The sequence below is a fragment of the Peteryoungia desertarenae genome, from assembly GCF_005860795.2.
GTDB classification, from domain to species: domain Bacteria; phylum Pseudomonadota; class Alphaproteobacteria; order Rhizobiales; family Rhizobiaceae; genus Allorhizobium; species Allorhizobium desertarenae.
In genome coordinates this window covers 2,030,047-2,045,731 of the sequence record NZ_CP058350.1, presented here as the reverse complement: position 1 = coordinate 2,045,731, position 15,685 = coordinate 2,030,047, and the positions used below count along the sequence as shown (strand labels likewise).

The 15,685-nt window shown below is 61.1% G+C and carries 18 protein-coding genes; 5 read left to right on the top strand and 13 right to left on the bottom strand.

Features of this window, described 5'->3' with window-relative positions; all coding sequences use genetic code 11:
* Nucleotides 1–28 precede the first annotated feature (28 nt).
* Complete coding sequence (locus FE840_RS09850; protein ID WP_138288258.1) at nt 29–1,054, bottom strand: peptidoglycan-binding domain-containing protein; 1,026 nt, start codon at nt 1,052–1,054, stop codon at nt 29–31.
* A complete protein-coding gene (locus tag FE840_RS09845) occupies nt 1,026–2,549 on the bottom strand; it encodes a sensor histidine kinase (protein ID WP_246318744.1) in 1,524 nt (507 codons plus the stop codon). Before FE840_RS09845 ends, FE840_RS09850 begins: the two co-directional genes overlap by 29 nt.
* 486 nt (nt 2,550–3,035) lie before the next feature.
* Here FE840_RS09845 and FE840_RS09840 point away from each other — a divergent pair, with 486 nt between their 5' ends.
* The 4 genes from FE840_RS09840 to FE840_RS09825 all read left to right on the top strand — a co-directional run bounded on the left by FE840_RS09840 (nt 3,036) and on the right by FE840_RS09825 (nt 5,334).
* The gene (locus tag FE840_RS09840; RefSeq protein WP_138288260.1) at nt 3,036–3,551 is read left to right on the top strand and encodes a DUF5330 domain-containing protein; all 516 of its coding nucleotides are present in this window, start codon (nt 3,036–3,038) and stop codon (nt 3,549–3,551) included.
* Between the two features lie 534 nt (nt 3,552–4,085).
* Nucleotides 4,086–4,520 carry a PIN domain-containing protein gene (locus tag FE840_RS09835; protein WP_138288261.1) on the top strand — a complete coding sequence of 145 codons (435 nt, stop codon included), beginning with the start codon at nt 4,086–4,088 and terminating at the stop codon, nt 4,518–4,520.
* Nucleotides 4,517–4,792: a hypothetical protein gene (locus FE840_RS09830; protein WP_138288262.1), complete on the top strand. Its 276-nt coding sequence runs from the start codon at nt 4,517–4,519 to the stop codon at nt 4,790–4,792. Before FE840_RS09835 ends, FE840_RS09830 begins: the two co-directional genes overlap by 4 nt.
* 125 nt (nt 4,793–4,917) lie before the next feature.
* Nucleotides 4,918–5,334, top strand: a complete 417-nt coding sequence (locus tag FE840_RS09825) for a SufE family protein (RefSeq protein ID WP_138288263.1) — start codon at nt 4,918–4,920, stop codon at nt 5,332–5,334.
* Nucleotides 5,335–5,397: 63 nt separating this feature from the next.
* Here the strand turns inward: FE840_RS09825 and FE840_RS09820 are convergent, their stop codons facing one another.
* From FE840_RS09820 to FE840_RS09775, 10 genes are all read right to left on the bottom strand, one after another.
* Complete coding sequence (locus FE840_RS09820) at nt 5,398–6,234, bottom strand: DUF6456 domain-containing protein (RefSeq protein ID WP_138288264.1); 837 nt, start codon at nt 6,232–6,234, stop codon at nt 5,398–5,400.
* Entirely contained in the window at nt 6,231–6,659 is a 429-nt protein-coding gene (locus FE840_RS09815; RefSeq protein WP_171033745.1) for a helix-turn-helix domain-containing protein, read from the bottom strand. The genes FE840_RS09820 and FE840_RS09815 overlap by 4 nt, the downstream gene beginning before the upstream one ends.
* A gap of 190 nt (nt 6,660–6,849) precedes the next feature.
* The gene (locus FE840_RS09810) at nt 6,850–7,278 is read right to left on the bottom strand and encodes a Ros/MucR family transcriptional regulator (RefSeq protein ID WP_138288266.1); all 429 of its coding nucleotides are present in this window, start codon (nt 7,276–7,278) and stop codon (nt 6,850–6,852) included.
* 388 nt (nt 7,279–7,666) lie between these two features.
* The gene (gene mnhG, locus FE840_RS09805) at nt 7,667–7,996 is read right to left on the bottom strand and encodes a monovalent cation/H(+) antiporter subunit G (protein WP_138288267.1); all 330 of its coding nucleotides are present in this window, start codon (nt 7,994–7,996) and stop codon (nt 7,667–7,669) included.
* Nucleotides 7,996–8,445, bottom strand: a complete 450-nt coding sequence (locus tag FE840_RS09800; RefSeq protein ID WP_138288268.1) for a cation:proton antiporter — start codon at nt 8,443–8,445, stop codon at nt 7,996–7,998. Before FE840_RS09800 ends, mnhG begins: the two co-directional genes overlap by 1 nt.
* Entirely contained in the window at nt 8,445–8,918 is a 474-nt protein-coding gene (locus FE840_RS09795; RefSeq protein ID WP_138288269.1) for a Na+/H+ antiporter subunit E, read from the bottom strand. The genes FE840_RS09800 and FE840_RS09795 overlap by 1 nt, the downstream gene beginning before the upstream one ends.
* Nucleotides 8,915–10,501 (bottom strand): Na+/H+ antiporter subunit D, encoded by a 1,587-nt coding sequence (locus FE840_RS09790; RefSeq protein ID WP_138288270.1) that lies wholly within the window; start codon nt 10,499–10,501, stop codon nt 8,915–8,917. Before FE840_RS09790 ends, FE840_RS09795 begins: the two co-directional genes overlap by 4 nt.
* A gap of 23 nt (nt 10,502–10,524) precedes the next feature.
* Nucleotides 10,525–10,902, bottom strand: coding sequence for a Na+/H+ antiporter subunit C (locus tag FE840_RS09785; RefSeq protein ID WP_138288271.1), 378 nt, complete (start codon nt 10,900–10,902; stop codon nt 10,525–10,527).
* A complete protein-coding gene (locus FE840_RS09780) occupies nt 10,902–11,321 on the bottom strand; it encodes a Na+/H+ antiporter subunit B (protein ID WP_138288272.1) in 420 nt (139 codons plus the stop codon). Before FE840_RS09780 ends, FE840_RS09785 begins: the two co-directional genes overlap by 1 nt.
* Nucleotides 11,318–13,771: a putative monovalent cation/H+ antiporter subunit A gene (locus FE840_RS09775; protein WP_425502124.1), complete on the bottom strand. Its 2,454-nt coding sequence runs from the start codon at nt 13,769–13,771 to the stop codon at nt 11,318–11,320. Before FE840_RS09775 ends, FE840_RS09780 begins: the two co-directional genes overlap by 4 nt.
* A gap of 261 nt (nt 13,772–14,032) precedes the next feature.
* Here FE840_RS09775 and msrB point away from each other — a divergent pair, with 261 nt between their 5' ends.
* On the top strand, nt 14,033–14,443 hold the full coding sequence (gene msrB / locus FE840_RS09770; protein WP_138288273.1) for a peptide-methionine (R)-S-oxide reductase MsrB: 411 nt from the start codon (nt 14,033–14,035) through the stop codon (nt 14,441–14,443).
* A gap of 92 nt (nt 14,444–14,535) precedes the next feature.
* On the opposite strand, the gene FE840_RS09765 is transcribed toward msrB, so the two are convergent.
* Nucleotides 14,536–15,657, bottom strand: a complete 1,122-nt coding sequence (locus FE840_RS09765; protein ID WP_138288274.1) for a DNA cytosine methyltransferase — start codon at nt 15,655–15,657, stop codon at nt 14,536–14,538.
* Nucleotides 15,658–15,685: the final 28 nt, after the last annotated feature.

Here is a 15,685-nt window from a genome sequence, read left to right as displayed (position 1 = left end):
AGCCTTGAAAAACGGGCTTTCCATCGCCTCAGAGCGCGCCGATAGCCCGAAGCTTCTTCAGAACGGCGAGGCTTGGCTCGCCCGTGACGGGAAGCTGGTAATGGCGCTCGAAGCGACGGATGGCGTCGCGGGTGGCGTCCCCGGCGATGCCGTCGATTGCGACATTGCTGAAGGCCATGTTGGTCAAGCCGCGCTGGATATCCATGACCAGCCCCGGATCGGCGACCGGTTTCGGCTGCTCAAGGGCGGCCGGCTGCTGCGGCCTGGCGGCGACATCGACAGCTGGCACGGGTGGCGCGGCCACTGCGGGACGATAGGGTGCGGGCTTTGTGTCTGCCTGCGCCTGCGGCTGCAACTGCGGCTTGGGCTGTTCAAGAGCCGGTGGACGCTGCGCATTTGCTGCGGCCGAGGGGCGGAGCTGGGTTTCGGCCTTGCGGATGGCGGCAGCGACCGGATCAATGGCGGCGGGATCGCGGGCATCGGGAGCGGGTCGCTGGGCCGGGACAGCCGCCGTGACGCTTGTGTCGAGACGCAGCGCCACCAGCAATTCGTCGGAGACGAGGCCGTCGGGCTCCATCGAGATGGTTTTCTGGTAATTGATGATTGCCGCTTCCGTGCGCGGCCCGATGACACCATCGGCCTCGCCCTGATAAAAGCCGCGCCGGGCAAGCAGGGTCTGGATTTCATGCACACGGGCCGCAATCTCATCGGCCGTGGCGGCCTCTTGCAGAGCGGGATCACCCTCGCGGGTAATACGGAAGGTGGTGACTTCGCCTTCTTCGGCGGCGTCTCTGTTGCGGTTCACGCCGCCAAGGGCGGTGAAATCCTCGGCGCTGCGCGTGCGCATCAATGGCGACGGATGCTGGCCGGGCTGGTACCAGAGCGCATTGGCGGCGACGGAGCCGAAGGCCACGCCGAAAATGGACACACCCACAAAGAAACGCGGATGGCGACCAATCAGACCGAGCAAAGCCTGGCCGCCCCTCATCAGGAGACCCGGCTCAGCTGGCGCTGGCTTTCTCCTGTCAGGCGATTTTCGCTTTGGCTTTGCCATTGACGGTCTCTTTTCCGCTTTCCCTTGAGGCCGGCTCGACCGCCAGCAGTCGTGGCGGAAACTCGACCATGTTGTCACTCATGGCGGCCTGGGCGGCAGCACCGGAGCCGTCGACCGGCAGGCTGACGGTGACCACGGTCCCCTCGCCAGGACGGCTTTCGATGGCGAAGCTGCCACCATGCAGCGCCGTCAGTCCCTTTACCAGCGAAAGGCCGAGGCCGGAACCCTCATAGTTGCGGTTCAGGTCATTGTGGATCTGCATGAAGGGGCGACCGAGCGCTTCGATCTTGTCCGCGGCAATGCCAATACCGGTATCGCTGACGGAAATCGCAAGCCGGTTATCGCGAAGGCTGGCGTCGATCGTGACCGCGCCGCCGGCATCGGTGAATTTCACCGCATTGCTGACGAGATTGATGATGATCTGGCGAAGCGCGCGCGGATCGGCGGTGATGTCACCCAGAGCGCGCGGCAGGCGGCTCGTCAGCTTCACCCCCTTGGAGGTGGCCTGAAGCGAGAGCATCTGCTCGCATCCGACAATGGTTTCGGCCACGGGAAAGGTTTCCAACATCAGCTCGTAGCGGCCTGCCTCGATCTTCGACATGTCGAGCATGGTGTTGACCACCGACAGGAGATGGGCGCCCGACTGGCGGATCAGCTGGACATATTCGCGCTGGCGGTCGTTTTCGAGCTTGCCGAAATATTCGCCCGCGAGAATGTCGGAAAAGCCGAGGATGGCGTTGAGCGGTGTGCGCAGCTCGTGGCTGACGGCGGCAAGGAAGCGGCTCTTCGCCTCATGGGCTTCGGCGGCTTCCGATTCCTTGGCGCTGACGGCCGCGCGGATCTCCATTTCGCCTTCGATGTCGAGCATCTGGGCCAGCACGCCTTCCAGCATACCGTCTGCGTCGCGACGCGCGGTCATGTCGAGGCGGATATTCATGAACTGGGTGTGGTCGAGGCCGAGAATCGGACGGTCCAGCCTGAGGTCGATCAGGACGGCGTCGACACCCTGGCGGAGCTGGTCGAGTGCCTGGATGAAGCGGATGCGATCCGAGACATGGACCTGCTCGACAAAGGGACGCTCGAAGGGTTCGCGCAGGAAGGAAAGGAACATATCCCGATCGCGACCGCCGGTCTGGCGGACGGCGCCCATGGCATCGAGCTGCAGGAAGAGGCCCGGGCAGAAATCCAGAAGATCCTGCATGGGGGCAGGCTGATGCCTATCGGCGCTTTCGCCTGCCGTCGAGAGGCCGACGCGGTGGACTGCGACGATGGCAAGGGCGCTCAGCATGTAAAGGACGGCGACCAGCGCAAAGCCGATGGGCAGTGCTATGGCCGGGTTCCAGACAAAGGCGAGGCCTGCCGGAACGGCAATCAGGGCGATGGCGAAGACGCGGGCAAGATGGCGCAGCAGGATCGTAACACGGGCTGAGCATGCGCCGTCATGGTGGTCCCGCGGCAGGCCATGCTGGGCCAGCCGATCCACCATCGCGGTCATTCCATCAGCCATTTTACGCAATACAGACACGCTTTTGAATCCGCGCCAGAATCATCTTCTATCGAGGCCCGATCCTAGGGCGCGCGCGCTTAAGGAATAGATAAGGCGCCACCCGTTTGGCGGCGCGAAAAGCCCGAAATGACCATAAACGAGACAGGCATCCGGCTCTTTGTTTTTTATGGTTAACGCGGGGTAAGCGGCGGAATTTGAACAGTTTTCGCGTTTCCGTTAACACTTGCGGCAGCGACAGGCCCGCAATTGCCGGTGGATAAGCGGGATTGCGCCGCAATTATGCTTAACAGCAAAGGATAAGATTTGAGGCAAATGGTCCGGAACGGGGTATTGCATCGCATTTTAAATGAATTTGACGAAAACCCCAGCGGTTTTTGCAAATCGTTCTTCGCAGACCGCGTCTAAAGGTGATTGCACAAGTCGGGAGCAACCCGGCAGGCCGGCAACGACCGGACAACAGGGACTGGTGAAGACATGTGGTTTCTGATCAAGGGAACTTTCTGGTGCACGATGACGCTTGTGGTGCTGTCCTTTTTCAGCGCCCAGTCATCGGATGACACCGCTGAAGGCCCTCGGCTTGAAATGGGCGACGCAATTGCTGCGGCAACGGGTGCCGTCCAGTATATCGGCGCGCTTTGCATCGAAAAGCCCGAGGTCTGCGAGAAGGGCCGGGAAACGCTGACGGTGATCGGCCACAAGGCGCGCGAAGGCGCACTCGTTGCCTATCAGCTTCTCGGCGACCAGCTGGGCGAGGCAAGCGACACGCCGGCGATCAATCCGGCCGTGAGCGAAAGCGTCGGCGCTCTGGCACGCGGCTCCGTCGAGATCGTCAAGCCGAAGGTCGAGCAGATCATGCGTGAAGCAGCCGTAGCCGAACCGGCTGTTGCCCGGCATGATGCCGGCATTGTCACCGGCACCGTCGTGCCGGAGCCGCGACCCGACATGCCCAATCGCAATCTGCCAAGGCCCTATCAGCCGCCCAAGCTCTGACCGGCCAAGGCCTTATCCATCTGAATACCGGGGGTGCATGCCGAGCCCGACATTGGCCCCCTTTCCTCTTGCATCGAGGTTTACCCCGCATCTGCGGACCGTCTCGATGCCTGTCTGCCTGTCCCGAGGACAAACTTCGGCACCTTTTTTGCCGGCCGTGCGATTGGTCCCAGTCGCACGGCTTTTTTCTTTTCGGGGGTGCGAAGAGTTAGAGCCGTTCATTCTTAAATAGAAGCAGTTCTGCCGGAGCAGGTTTTTGTCGGGGCAGCGACGATTGCCGAAGACCATACCCCAGGGTATGGGCGAGACGATCGCCGCTGATCCCGGCGGAAAGATGCCCGGCCCTTCGGGTTGGCTGGAACGGGCCGCCTGATCGCCCGGCTGGCTTGGCCGTATGCGATGACTACGACGCGCGCCAGCCGGGCGACCATCCGACTCCGTTTCAGTCAACAGAACTGATTCCATTTAGAAATGAACGGCTCTAGACGCTCTGCAAAACTTGACATGATATCGCATATGATATCATCATAACGTATGATCGTCGTCGATGCGAATGTCATCCTGTCAGCACTGCGATCCACGAGGGGCGCCTCTCACTTTTTATTGCGGGAGATGCTGGCCGGAGATGTGGAATTTGCCGTATCGCCGGCCGTGGCGCTTGAATATGAGGCGGTTCTGAAGCGCGACGGACTGCTTGGACCGCAGTCCTGGATCGGTCAGGATGAAGTTGACATTGTCCTCGATGCTGTCGTGAAACAGGCTCATCTGGTATCCCCGTGGTTCCGGTTCCGGCCCTTTCTCGAGGACCCAAAGGACGATCTCTATATGGAATATGCCCTGGCGGCGGGAGCGAGGCTGATCGTCAGCCTTGACCGGCATTTCAGAATTCCCGCAGTCGAGGGCTTCGGCCTCAGCGTGCAATCCGCAGGGCAATTCGTCGCGGAACTTATGAAAGGAAGATCATCATGAGTACCTATCCCCTTCGATTGGCTGATCATGTGATGGAGGAGGCCAGACAGGCTGCAGCGGAGGATAATGTCTCCCTGAACCAGTTGCTGTCTGCCTTCATTGCCGACGGGATCGGCCACAGAAGGGCGATCATGGCCCTGAAACGGCAGGCGGAGCGAGGTGATGTGGCAGCAGCGCTTGCCATTCTCGATCGCGTGCCCGATGTCGAACCGGAGGCCGGGGACGAACTGCCGGATGTGGCAAAGCGACCCCGAGGTCGTGCCCGGTCATGATGCCGGCCCCTTCAGGCTCATCACCGCTTTTCCGCGTGGCGCAGCGTTTTCTTGACCGGCACACAGTTCAAATGCTGGCGCTTGTGGCCTATATCGCATGCACCGACGAATGACTGCGGGGCGCCATGACCACGATTGACCAGATGATTGACGATTTTGCCTATCTTGAGGATTGGGAGGATCGCTATCGCTATGTGATCGAACTGGGCAAGGCGCTGCCGGATCTGCCGGATGCGGAGAAGAATGCCGAGAACAAGGTGCAGGGCTGCGCCAGCCAGGTCTGGCTCTCGACGTCGGCGGGGCCGGGTTCCGATCCGGTGATGGAGTATCAAGGCGACAGCGACGCGCATATCGTGCGCGGGCTGGTGGCCATCGTGCTGGCCGCCTATTCCGGCAAGAAGGCATCGCAAGTGGTCGAGCTCGACGCGCTGGATCTCTTCGGAAAGATCGGCCTGATCGAGCATCTGTCGGCGCAGCGCGCCAATGGCCTGCGCTCGATGATCCAGCGGATCCGCGAAGAAGCGGCAAAGCGGCTGGTCTGACGGGGCAGACAGATGACGGGGACGCCAAGCCCCCGCTTGTCACTTATCGTGCATGGGCAAGCGTCAGGACAGCGGCGGGCGATAATCCCTCTCCCCCCAATGGCGCGTGCCTTTGCGCGTTGGGGGCGGCTGGTAATGGCGGGCAAGCGCCAGAAGCGCCACCCGCAGCATCAGCTTGGCAGACCGGGCCGGCCATTGCCGTTCGCGCTCCACCAGTTCCAGCCCCTTGCCGAAGCAGCAGACATCCAGCGCCACGCCGGAGAGATCGGGCCCCATGGCGTCGATTGCGGCAGACAGGCGACGGTGGGCACCGACGGCCGTGTCGGTCATCACGTCGTCGCGCGGGGCCTGCCCCCTGATGCGGCTTGAAAGACGCGGCTCCCAGGATGCGGTGATGCGCGGCTGAAGCCCGGCCCGCTCGAAATCGGCGGCCAGCCGCTCGCCGGCATTCATGGCGTCCTCCGAGAGAAAGGGCTCCCCGCTGCGGTCCTTAAGGTGACGCAGCGGATAAAGCGGCGATTCGGCACGGTTGCGCAGGACGGCGCGTTTGCGACTGCCGCTTTCGCCTGGTTCCGGCAGATGGACCGTTTCCAGGTCGCGATGCTGGGCGGCAAAGGCCTCGCCGCCCTCTTCGCTCAGCAGGCGCTTCAGATGGGCGCGCGCGGCAGGCGTTGAGGCAATTGCATTTTCGCTGAGCGTCACAAGACCGGATTGTGCCAGCGCACGCAACTCCTCCTCCTCGACCGAGAGGCTTTCGCCTCCATGTCCCGCCAGGCGGCAGGCGTCAGCCTGCCGGTCGATCCGCCTTTCCCCGGCGATCAGGAAGCGCAGGAGCTTCACCATGCGACGGCGACCCGTTGGCGCTGCGAGCGCCTGCTTCTTTTTCACAGCGCCTGTCATCGGCGCGCTCCCGCAACCAGATGCACAGTGCAGGCCATGCGCTCGATGATCGAGACAAGCGTATCGAAGGCCGGATCATCACGCCGATCCTCGACGATGTGGCAGGCATGGCGCACGGTGCTGCGATCACGCCCGAAGACCAGTGCTATCTCGGCCTGGGGCATGGAATAGGCGACATGGCAGACATACATGGCGATCTGGCGGACATGGGACATCAGCCGGCGGCTGGCGCTGCCGGCCTCGGGATCTTGCCCGGTGAGGCTCAGCACCTCCAGCGTCAACTGGCGCACCACCATGCCCAGCAGGCGCTGGTGCGAGAGATGGGCGGGGTCGATGTCAACGAAGTCGGCTACTGCACTGGCCATAGCCAGATTTGCTGCCTGATCGGTCGGTGACGGTTCTCGGCTTTCGGGGTTGGATGACATCACAGGCTCCATATAGGTTTATTTTCCTATGATGGGGCCAGAAGCCGCAAAAAGGCAACCCTCAGGATTTTAGGGGATTTGTCAAACGGACCCGAGCCGCAAACAAAAAAGCCGGACACGACGCCCGGCTTCTGAACTGTATATTGCGCGAGGCCGGAGCCGTCCCTGACCCCCGGCACCCTCGCTGCTCTTACCTGCCGCGCTTGCGGCGCTGGCCAAGACCCATTTCCTTGGCAAGGCGCGAACGGGCTTCCGCATAAGCGGGGGCAACCATCGGATAATCGGCCGGCAGATCCCATTTTTCGCGGTATTCTTCCGGGCCAAGACCGTGATGGGTCATCAGGTGGCGCTTCAGCGACTTGAAGGAACCACCGCATTCCAGACAGACCAGATGATCATCCTGAACGGATTTGCGAACCGATACCGCCGGCTTCGGCTTTTCGACGACTGAAGCAACGGGTGCGGGTGACGTGGTATTGCTCAAAGCAGCGTGAACATCAGCAATGAGGTGGCTCAATTCGCTGACCGGAACCACATGATTGCTGACATAGGCAGCAACAATATCGGCAGTCAGTTCGACAAAGAGATGGTCGTCGGAATTGTGGGATGTCTCAGACATTTTCTAATTCTCCAATTTCCTCACCGGCGTTACCCGCCGTAACCCCGATGAAGCTCGTTTCTGGTCAGTACCGAATTTACGTCAGACACTACCGCCGGTGTACCCATATTTTATCATTAAGCTCTAACGTGTCTAAACGGAATGGGTTTCAATATGACGCACGACAATATTAGAAAAATCATTCCCGTTACGAGTCAGAGCGTATCAAAACACCTGCGTATGCTTGAATCGAATATCACTATTGCAAGAAAAGTCTATAGCAACCTTTTACCCAATTTTTGGGTGGGTAGTCTTCAATAGAACGCCATGTGACATGTAACAAACGTAAATCACAGACAAAATCGGCAGAGGAGGAGCACAATACTACGGTTTGCCTAACTTACTATATTCATAGAGACTTCAATTCATCCCGAACCGACTCTTTCGACATGGGATAGCCCACGGAATGGGCCGCCTTGGCCAGAAGATGGGCGGCGATCGGTGCGGTCAGGATGAAGAAGATGATGCCGGCCAGGGCGCGGAAAAAAACCGAATACTCACCGGAATGAATGCCAACGGCGAGCAGGAGCAGACCGGAGCCGACGGTACCGGCCTTGGAGGCGGCATGCATGCGGGTGTAGAGGTCCGGCAGACGGATGATGCCGATCGCAGCGAGGAGCGAGAACAGGGCTCCGACCACGACAATCGCGGCTGTCAGGATTGCGACAACGAGATCCATCACTTAGCTCCCTTGGGCGTGGTGGGCGTCTTAGCGGCCTTCGCAGCGGCGCTCTTACGCGTGGTGGCACCTGACGGCTTGCCCGCAACCTTCCTGGCACCTGCCGGCTTTGCCGGACCATCCGATTTGCCCCGGGCTGCGGAGGCTTGCGCCTGCCCCTCCCCTTCCCCGACCTTGCCGCGCGCCAGGATGAAGCGGGCGAAGGCAACGGTCGCGAGGAAGCCGACAAGGCCGAGCGCAATCGCGATGTCGATATAGACCGTGTAGCCGGTGCGCAGCGCAATCACGGCAATGAAGCCGATGGCGATGCCGACCAGCATGTCGAGCGCGATCACCCGATCGGGGAGCGTCGGGCCAATGACCACGCGATAGACGGTGACCAGAAGGGCGATCCCGAGGACCACCAGCGCGAATGTCGTGGAAGCGTGAACGATCGTGTCCGCAGTCATCAGCCGAAGGCCTCCAGTATCTTGCGCTCAAAACCCTCTGCGATGTCCTTCTTCTGCGCCTCCGGATCGGAGCAATCGAGCGCATGCACATAGAGGAACTTGCGGTCTTCCGAGACATCGACCGAAAGCGTGCCGGGCGTCAGCGTGATCAGGTTTGCCAGAAGCGTGATCTCGAAGTCGCGGGTGACGGTGAGCGGAAAGGCGAAAATGCCGGGCGCCACATCCAGCTTCGGACGGATGACGAGGATGGCGACCCGCCAGGCCGATTTTGCCAGTTCCACCAGGAACAGGATGACGAGCGAGAGGATGCGCAGTGTGCGGCTCGACGAGGCTCCACCGGCGAGCTGTTCGCGGAAGAGGCTGAGCGTCAGCAGCGACAGGACGAAGCCGAAAAGCAGATTGTGAACGGAGCCGCTGCCTGTGACAGCGCCCCAGATCACGGCCATGACAATGCCGGTGGCGAGGACGATCATGGTGCACCTCGGGTCGGGAAGACGGACTGGATATAGGATGACGGATCGAGCAGACCCACAGCCGCCTGCTGGCTGAGCGCAATCAGCGGCTCGGGGAAGAGGCCGAACCAGATGACGAAGGCTGCAAGCAGCGTAATCGGCCCATGGCGGAGCCACAGATGGGCGGGCTTCAAGGCAATGGCCGGGCCAAGCTCTGCGTCACGGGGCGCCTCGACCGGCGGGCGCCAATAGGCAAGGAGGAAGACACGGCCGAAGGCAATGGTGACGAGGAAACCCGACACGAGGACCGAGGCGGCAAGCCACCAGGCTCCGATGTCGAGCGAGGCCTTGACCAGCATGGCCTTGGGCCAGAAGCCGGAGAAGGGCGGCAGGCCGCTGGCGGCAAAGAAGAGCGCGAGCGACAGGCCACCAAAGGCGGGCGCCGTGATCCACAGGCCCGACAATCCCTGCAGGCGGAAGGAACCGCCAATCCGGGCGGCCTCGCCCGCGATCATGTAGAGCGCGGTCATCAGCACGATGGAGTGGAGCGCATAGAAGATGGTTGCGGCAATGGCCGCCGGTCCACCGATGGCAAGACCCGCCAGCATGTTGCCGATGCCGACAATGACCACGAAGCCGAGGAAGCGGCGGGTATCGGTCTGGGCGAGCGCGCCGAATGCGCCCATGATCATGGTCAGCACGGCCAGCACGCCGACCGTCAGGCTCAGCGTTTCGAGCTGGACCGGGAAGAGCATGACCATGATGCGCAGCAGCGCATAGACGCCGACCTTGGTCAGGAGACCGGCAAAGAGCGCCGAGACGACCACGCGCGGCGTGTGATAGGAGGCGGGCAGCCAGAAATTGACCGGAAAGGCTGCGGCCTTCATCGAGAAAGCAAAGATGAAGAGCGCTGCGATCGTGACCAGCGGCGCGCTTTCCGTCATGGTCTGCGCCTTGATGGCGATATCGGCCATGTTGAGGGTGCCGAAGACGGCATAGACATAGGCGACCGTGATCAGGAACAGCGTGGTCGCGATCAGGTTCAGCACCGCATATTTCAAGGCACCGTCGATCTGCTCGCGCTCCGAGCCGAGGATCAAGAGGCCGAAGGAGGAAATCAGCAGGACTTCGAACCAGACATAGAGGTTGAAGATATCGCCGGTCAGGAAAGCGCCGGACACACCGGCCACCAGCACCAGCAGGAAGGGATAGAAGCCGTAGCGGCGACCGCTCTTGTCCACATCGGTGATCGAATAGAGGACGCTGGCAAAGGCGACGATACCGGCAGACAGCGTCAGCAGCGCGCCCGTGAGGTCGACCGTGATCGCAATGCCGAAGGGCGGCAGCCAGCGACCCATCATCATGGTGATCGGACCGTTTGCCATGACTTCGGCCAGCAGCATGACTTCCGCGCCCACCACCAGGCCCAGGGCGACAAGGGCAATGGGTGGATGAAGATCGGTGCGATGGCGCACCATCATCAAAAGCGCGCCGAAGCTCAGGCAGAGGCCAATGGGCAGGATGGTCAGCCATTGCGCGAAGCTGGCAGGCTCCATCACCAGGGCAGAGGCATAATCAACAATCTTGTCGGAAGGTGCAGCCATGTGTCTTTCAGTCTTTCTCTGCCTCAGTAGCCGCGTGGCGGCATCACGTCGCCTTCCGGCTCGGCAATCCGCATCTCGTCGGTATCGTCCGTTCCCAGATCCTGATAGGCGCGGTAGGTCAGCACCAGCAGGAAGCAGAAGAAGGAAAAGGAGATGACGATGGCCGTCAGGATCAGAGCCTGGGGCAAGGGATTGGCGGCGGTGGCGGCCAGTGCATCGGCATCACCGGGGATGATCGGCGGCACGGCCTGGGTCAGGCGACCGGCGGTGAAGATCACCAGATTGACGCCGTTGCCGAGCAGAACAATGCCAAGCAGCACGCGGATGATATGCTTCGACAGCATCAGATAAATGGCAGCGGCAAAGAAGATGCCAACCAGGACGGCAAACAGGGCTTCCATCAGCCATCATCCCTTTCTTCAAGCGCCAGCGCAATCGAGGTGAAGGTGCCGACGACCACGAGATAGACACCGATATCGAAAGAGATGACGGTGGCGAGCGGCACCTCGACACCGAAGAGCGTCGGATAGACCCAGACGCCGGTCATGAAGGGATAGCCGAGCGGCGCGGAGACAAAGCCGGACAGGACCGACAGCTGAAGGCCGGCACCGGCAATCGACATCGGATGGAAGACCATGGCGCGGCGGACATGCTGCACGCCAAAGGCAATGGCATAGATGGCGAAGGCGGAAGCCGCAATCAGCCCGCCGATGAAGCCGCCGCCCGGCTCGTTGTGACCGCGCAGCAGGACGAAGATGGAAAAGAGCAGCATCAGGGCCGTGAGGAACGGGGCTGCGGTGCGGAAGATCAGCGTGTTCATTTGCTCTTGCGGGCTCCCGACTTGGATTTGGCAGGGCTGGCCATGGCGGCCTCGGCGAGCGCCGGCTGGTCGACGCCTTCGCGCGCCACCGGCGGACCGGCGGGCACAAGAGGCGCCTCCGGCTGCAGGCGTGGCGCCACCCGGATGCGGATCAGCGCAAGGATGGCAAGGCCGGTGATCATGACAACCGCGATCTCACCCATGGTATCGACGCCGCGATAGTCGACGATGATGACATTCACCACATTGGCGCCGTGGGCGATGATCTTGGAATAGGTGTTGAAGAAGATCGACAGGGCCGGATCAAAGGCACCCTGGGTTGCCCGCATGAGCAGCAGCATGAAGCCGAGGCCGCAGGCCAGCGCCAGCGCGCCATGCAGGATGGTCGGCACGAACGGGCGATGATCGGTGACTGAGAGCTTCAACCGGGTCATGACCAGTGCGAGAATGACCACCGACAGGGTTTCGACCATGAACTGGGTGAAGGACAGATCCGGCGCGCCGAAGAGCAGAAAGAGCACGGCGACCGCAAAGCCCTGGATGCCGAGCGAGACAATGGCGGTCAGCCGGTCCTTGGCCATGACGACGGTGACAATGCCGATCACGGCGATGGCAAAGAAGGCAAGCTCGTAGAAGCTGATCTCGGCCGGCCAGCCCGGCAGGGCGGGAAGTTCGTCATAGGCAAAGAGCGGCACCAGCAGGGTGACAGCAAGAATGACGAAGGTGGCGGTGATGTAGAATTGCAGGCGGCCACTCTGGACGACGCGGGTGAGCCCATAGGAGACATGGACAAGGCCGCTGATGAAGCCATCGAACCAGCGATCCGGGCCAGTCCCGATGCCGAGCAGCAGTTCATCGACCATGCCACGCAGGCGGTCGAGACTGCGATAGACGCCGATGCCGACAAGGATCGTCAGAAGCGAAAGTGCCAGCGGAACGCCGATATGGGGGATGAGGCTGATGGTGATCGGCGTCGCCTCCCCTGCCACGGCGGTCGCCATCGGCGTCGAGACAAACTGATGGGCGAGCGGCGAGAAGACTGCGGCCAGAAGCCCGAGTGCCGCGAGCGTCAGCGGGCCGAGCCAGAGCAGCACCGGACCTTCATGGGCATGTTTCGGTGTCTTGACTTCGGCCCCGAGGAAGGGCTTCAGCGCAACCGCAAAGGCGATGGCAAACATCAGCGCATTGCCGATGATGGCCACTGCGGTGAAGAAGACGGCACGCGGGCTTGCGCCAGCCAGCGCGTAATAGATCTCTTCCTTGGCGAGGAAGCCGAAGAAGGGCGGCAGGCCGGCCATGGATATGGCGGCAAAAATTGCGGCAATGAAGGTGACGGGCATGGCCTTGCGCAGTCCGCCGAGCCTTGTGACATCGCGCGTTCCGGCTTCATGGTCGATGAGGCCGGCGACCATGAAGAGCGCGCCCTTGAACAGCGAATGGGCGACGAGATAAAGCACCGCCGCTTCCACCGCATGGGGCGTGTCGAAGCCAGTCAGCATGACCAGGAGGCCAAGCGAGGCAACCGTCGTATAGGCGAGCATCAGTTTCAGATCGGTCTGGCGGATGGCCAGAATGCCGCCGACCAGCAGCGTGACGCCACCGAAGAAGGGCAGAAGGATTTCCCAGGCGAGCGTGCCGCCCATGGCCGGGTTGAGCCGCATCAGGAGATAGACGCCGGCCTTGACCATGGTGGCCGAGTGCAGGAAGGCCGAGACGGGCGTTGGCGCTTCCATGGCGTTGGGCAGCCAGAAATGGAAGGGGAACTGGGCCGACTTGGTAAAGGCGCCGCCAAGAACCAGGAACAGCGCTGCCAGATAAAAGGGGCTGGCGCGCACCACATCGCCGGCATTGACCAGCAGCGAGAGCTGGGTGACGCCGGTCATGTTCCACAGGAAGATGAGGCCCGCAAGCAGCGCCAGACCGCCGCCACCGGTGACGACCAGGGCCTGCAGCGCCGAGCGGCGCGAGGCTTCGCGGCGATGATCAAAGCCGATCAGCAGGAAGGAGGTGATCGAGGTCAGCTCCCAGAAGATGAAGAGCATCAGGAAGCTGTCGGAGATGACGAGACCGAGCATCGCGCCCATGAAGAGCAGGATGTAGGCGGTGAAGCGGCCCTGCTGCGGATGGCCCTTCATGTAACCGCCGGCATAGAGCACGATCAGCGTGCCGATGCCGGTAATCAGGAGCGCGAAGGTGAGCGACAGGCCATCGATGAACCAGGAGAAGCTGAGCGCCAGGCTCGGAACCCAGACATAGCCGCCGGTGATAACCTCGCCGGCTGCAATCTCCGGCAGGAAACCGGCAAAATGAACGAAAGCGAAAACCGGAATCAGGGCGAGCGGCCAGGCCGCATTATGTCCCATGCGGGCCGTCAACCAGGGGGCAAGCACTGCGCCGGCAAAGGGCAGCAGCATTGCGATCAGGGTCAGATCGCCAGGCATCACGAGCATTCACCTCCGGTTTGGGCTAGCATTCATGCTGTGGACTTAGAAACGCGGCCTCTAGTTATGGCAATGGGACCTTCGTCTCAAGCAGAATCGGCGGGATCAACAATCCATCGGGGGAGGATGGGATTTTTGCCACGTATTGCGCCATGTGGATGCAAACTTGCGAAAATAAAAGGCAGGATGAACCCCTCCAACGACCTTCGGGCGCAAATTGCCAAAGACATGTTCGCGCCCTATCTAAAGGCTCAACAAGGAGATCTTTGCATGAGCGATACCAAGGTTCCGAAAATCGTCAAGACCGATGCAGAATGGCGTGAACAATTGACGCCCGAGCAATACAGGATCCTGCGCGAACATGGCACGGAGCGCGCCTTTACAGGACCGTACTGGGACAATTTCGACAAGGGCCTCTATCGCTGCGCGGCCTGTGACGAGCCTCTTTTCATATCCGACACCAAGTTTGACGCCGGCTGCGGCTGGCCGAGCTATTTCGAGCCGGTGAAGCCCGATGTGGTGACCGAGCACCGCGACACCTCCTTCGGCATGGTGCGCACGGAAGTGCGCTGCGCCAATTGCGGCGGGCATCTCGGCCATGTCTTTCCCGACGGGCCGAAGCCGACAGGCCTGCGCTACTGCATCAACGGCCATTCGATGGTGTTTGAACCACTGGGGTGACGGGGTTTGTTTGCTGGCGGGACCCTGGGAAGAAATCCTCTGCAACTTCCCAAGTTCGAGAGTTTCTTTGGGGGGTGCCAGTGAGGTTTTGCCTAGGCCGCAGCCTTGGCGGCGGGCGAAATCAATTGCATCAGGTGGTCGCCAATGGCTTTTCCGAGCAGCGGTGGCACAGCATTTCCAATCTGCACATATTGCTCGGTTCTTGAACCGGCAAACTCGAACCAGTCGGGGAAGGCCTGCAAGCGCGCAGCCTCGCGCACGGTTATTGCCCTGTCCTGCTCGGGGTGGATATAGGCACCCCAATGGATATCGCACTTGGTCAAGACCGTACAAGACAGACCGTCCCATGTCATGCGCCCGTATCTCTTCGTATGATCAGATCGCTTTGCTCTTTTCATGCCTTCCGGGAGAAGTTCATGAGGAATGTCGCGCCAGCTTCCCCCGGGCGGAATAAAGGGAAGACGCTGCATGTTGACCTTTCCCAGGGTCGGCGCCACGTGCCCCTCTACCATTGTCTGATTCCCGCGCATCAAGCGCTGAAAGCGGCTGGGGATATCATCCCTGTAGGCCACGCGTCCCTTGTCTTCACCGTTCTCCAGTGTCGGAAGATCGCCGATCGCATCCCTTATCGTGGTGAATGGCTGTCCCTGTTCAGGACCATGTGTCGGGAGAGGGTGCGAAATGGGCACGCCGATCCGGTTACCGATAAAAACCACACGCCGCCGCTCCTGCGGCACACCGAAGTCTTCTGATCGCAGCACCTGTTCTTGTACTGCATATCCAAGCGCACCCAGTTCGGATTTTATGGCCCTGACCGCTTCTCCTCCGCCGATGGAATAAATGCCAGTGACATTTTCCATCACGATCCACTGCGGGCGCAGCCCATCAACGATCCGAAGATATTCCTTGAACAAAGTTGCGCGCGCGTCGTGCATACCGCGTTGATGATTGTAAACCGAATAAGCCTGGCACGGCGGCCCACCTGCAAGCACTGTCAGTTCGCCCGGCTTTAGACCAGTTAAACTCATCAGTTCCGTGACAGAAAGATCCTCAATTGGTCCCAGAATGAACTTCGCGTTTGGATGGGTCCGGCAGAATGTCTCACCCGCTGCGGCGAAGATGTCATTGCCAGCCAGCACCTTGAAACCGGCCATTTCCAAGCCGGCTGAGAGTCCGCCGGCACCGCAAAACAGATCGATTGCCGTATGTTCCATTGTCCCGACCGCACCTCTTTGTTCTCAT

What these genes read in the sequence shown, in the direction of transcription:
- FE840_RS09800 (WP_138288268.1), bottom strand. Translation starts at nt 8,445, where the DNA reads ATGACTGCGGACACGATCGTTCACGCTTCCACGACATTCGCGCTGGTG.
- FE840_RS09785 (WP_138288271.1), bottom strand. Translation starts at nt 10,902, where the DNA reads ATGGAAGCCCTGTTTGCCGTCCTGGTTGGCATCTTCTTTGCCGCTGCC.
- FE840_RS09820 (WP_138288264.1), bottom strand. Translation starts at nt 6,234, where the DNA reads ATGACAGGCGCTGTGAAAAAGAAGCAGGCGCTCGCAGCGCCAACGGGT.
- msrB (WP_138288273.1), top strand. Translation starts at nt 14,033, where the DNA reads ATGAGCGATACCAAGGTTCCGAAAATCGTCAAGACCGATGCAGAATGG.
- FE840_RS09830 (WP_138288262.1), top strand. Translation starts at nt 4,517, where the DNA reads ATGAGTACCTATCCCCTTCGATTGGCTGATCATGTGATGGAGGAGGCC.
- FE840_RS09765 (WP_138288274.1), bottom strand. Translation starts at nt 15,657, where the DNA reads ATGGAACATACGGCAATCGATCTGTTTTGCGGTGCCGGCGGACTCTCA.
- FE840_RS09780 (WP_138288272.1), bottom strand. Translation starts at nt 11,321, where the DNA reads ATGAACACGCTGATCTTCCGCACCGCAGCCCCGTTCCTCACGGCCCTG.
- FE840_RS09825 (WP_138288263.1), top strand. Translation starts at nt 4,918, where the DNA reads ATGACCACGATTGACCAGATGATTGACGATTTTGCCTATCTTGAGGAT.
- FE840_RS09815 (WP_171033745.1), bottom strand. Translation starts at nt 6,659, where the DNA reads ATGTCATCCAACCCCGAAAGCCGAGAACCGTCACCGACCGATCAGGCA.
- mnhG (WP_138288267.1), bottom strand. Translation starts at nt 7,996, where the DNA reads ATGGATCTCGTTGTCGCAATCCTGACAGCCGCGATTGTCGTGGTCGGA.
- FE840_RS09810 (WP_138288266.1), bottom strand. Translation starts at nt 7,278, where the DNA reads ATGTCTGAGACATCCCACAATTCCGACGACCATCTCTTTGTCGAACTG.
- FE840_RS09795 (WP_138288269.1), bottom strand. Translation starts at nt 8,918, where the DNA reads ATGATCGTCCTCGCCACCGGCATTGTCATGGCCGTGATCTGGGGCGCT.
- FE840_RS09835 (WP_138288261.1), top strand. Translation starts at nt 4,086, where the DNA reads ATGATCGTCGTCGATGCGAATGTCATCCTGTCAGCACTGCGATCCACG.
- FE840_RS09845 (WP_246318744.1), bottom strand. Translation starts at nt 2,549, where the DNA reads ATGACCGCGATGGTGGATCGGCTGGCCCAGCATGGCCTGCCGCGGGAC.
- FE840_RS09840 (WP_138288260.1), top strand. Translation starts at nt 3,036, where the DNA reads ATGTGGTTTCTGATCAAGGGAACTTTCTGGTGCACGATGACGCTTGTG.
- FE840_RS09775 (WP_425502124.1), bottom strand. Translation starts at nt 13,771, where the DNA reads ATGCTCGTGATGCCTGGCGATCTGACCCTGATCGCAATGCTGCTGCCC.
- FE840_RS09850 (WP_138288258.1), bottom strand. Translation starts at nt 1,054, where the DNA reads ATGGCAAAGCCAAAGCGAAAATCGCCTGACAGGAGAAAGCCAGCGCCA.
- FE840_RS09790 (WP_138288270.1), bottom strand. Translation starts at nt 10,501, where the DNA reads ATGGCTGCACCTTCCGACAAGATTGTTGATTATGCCTCTGCCCTGGTG.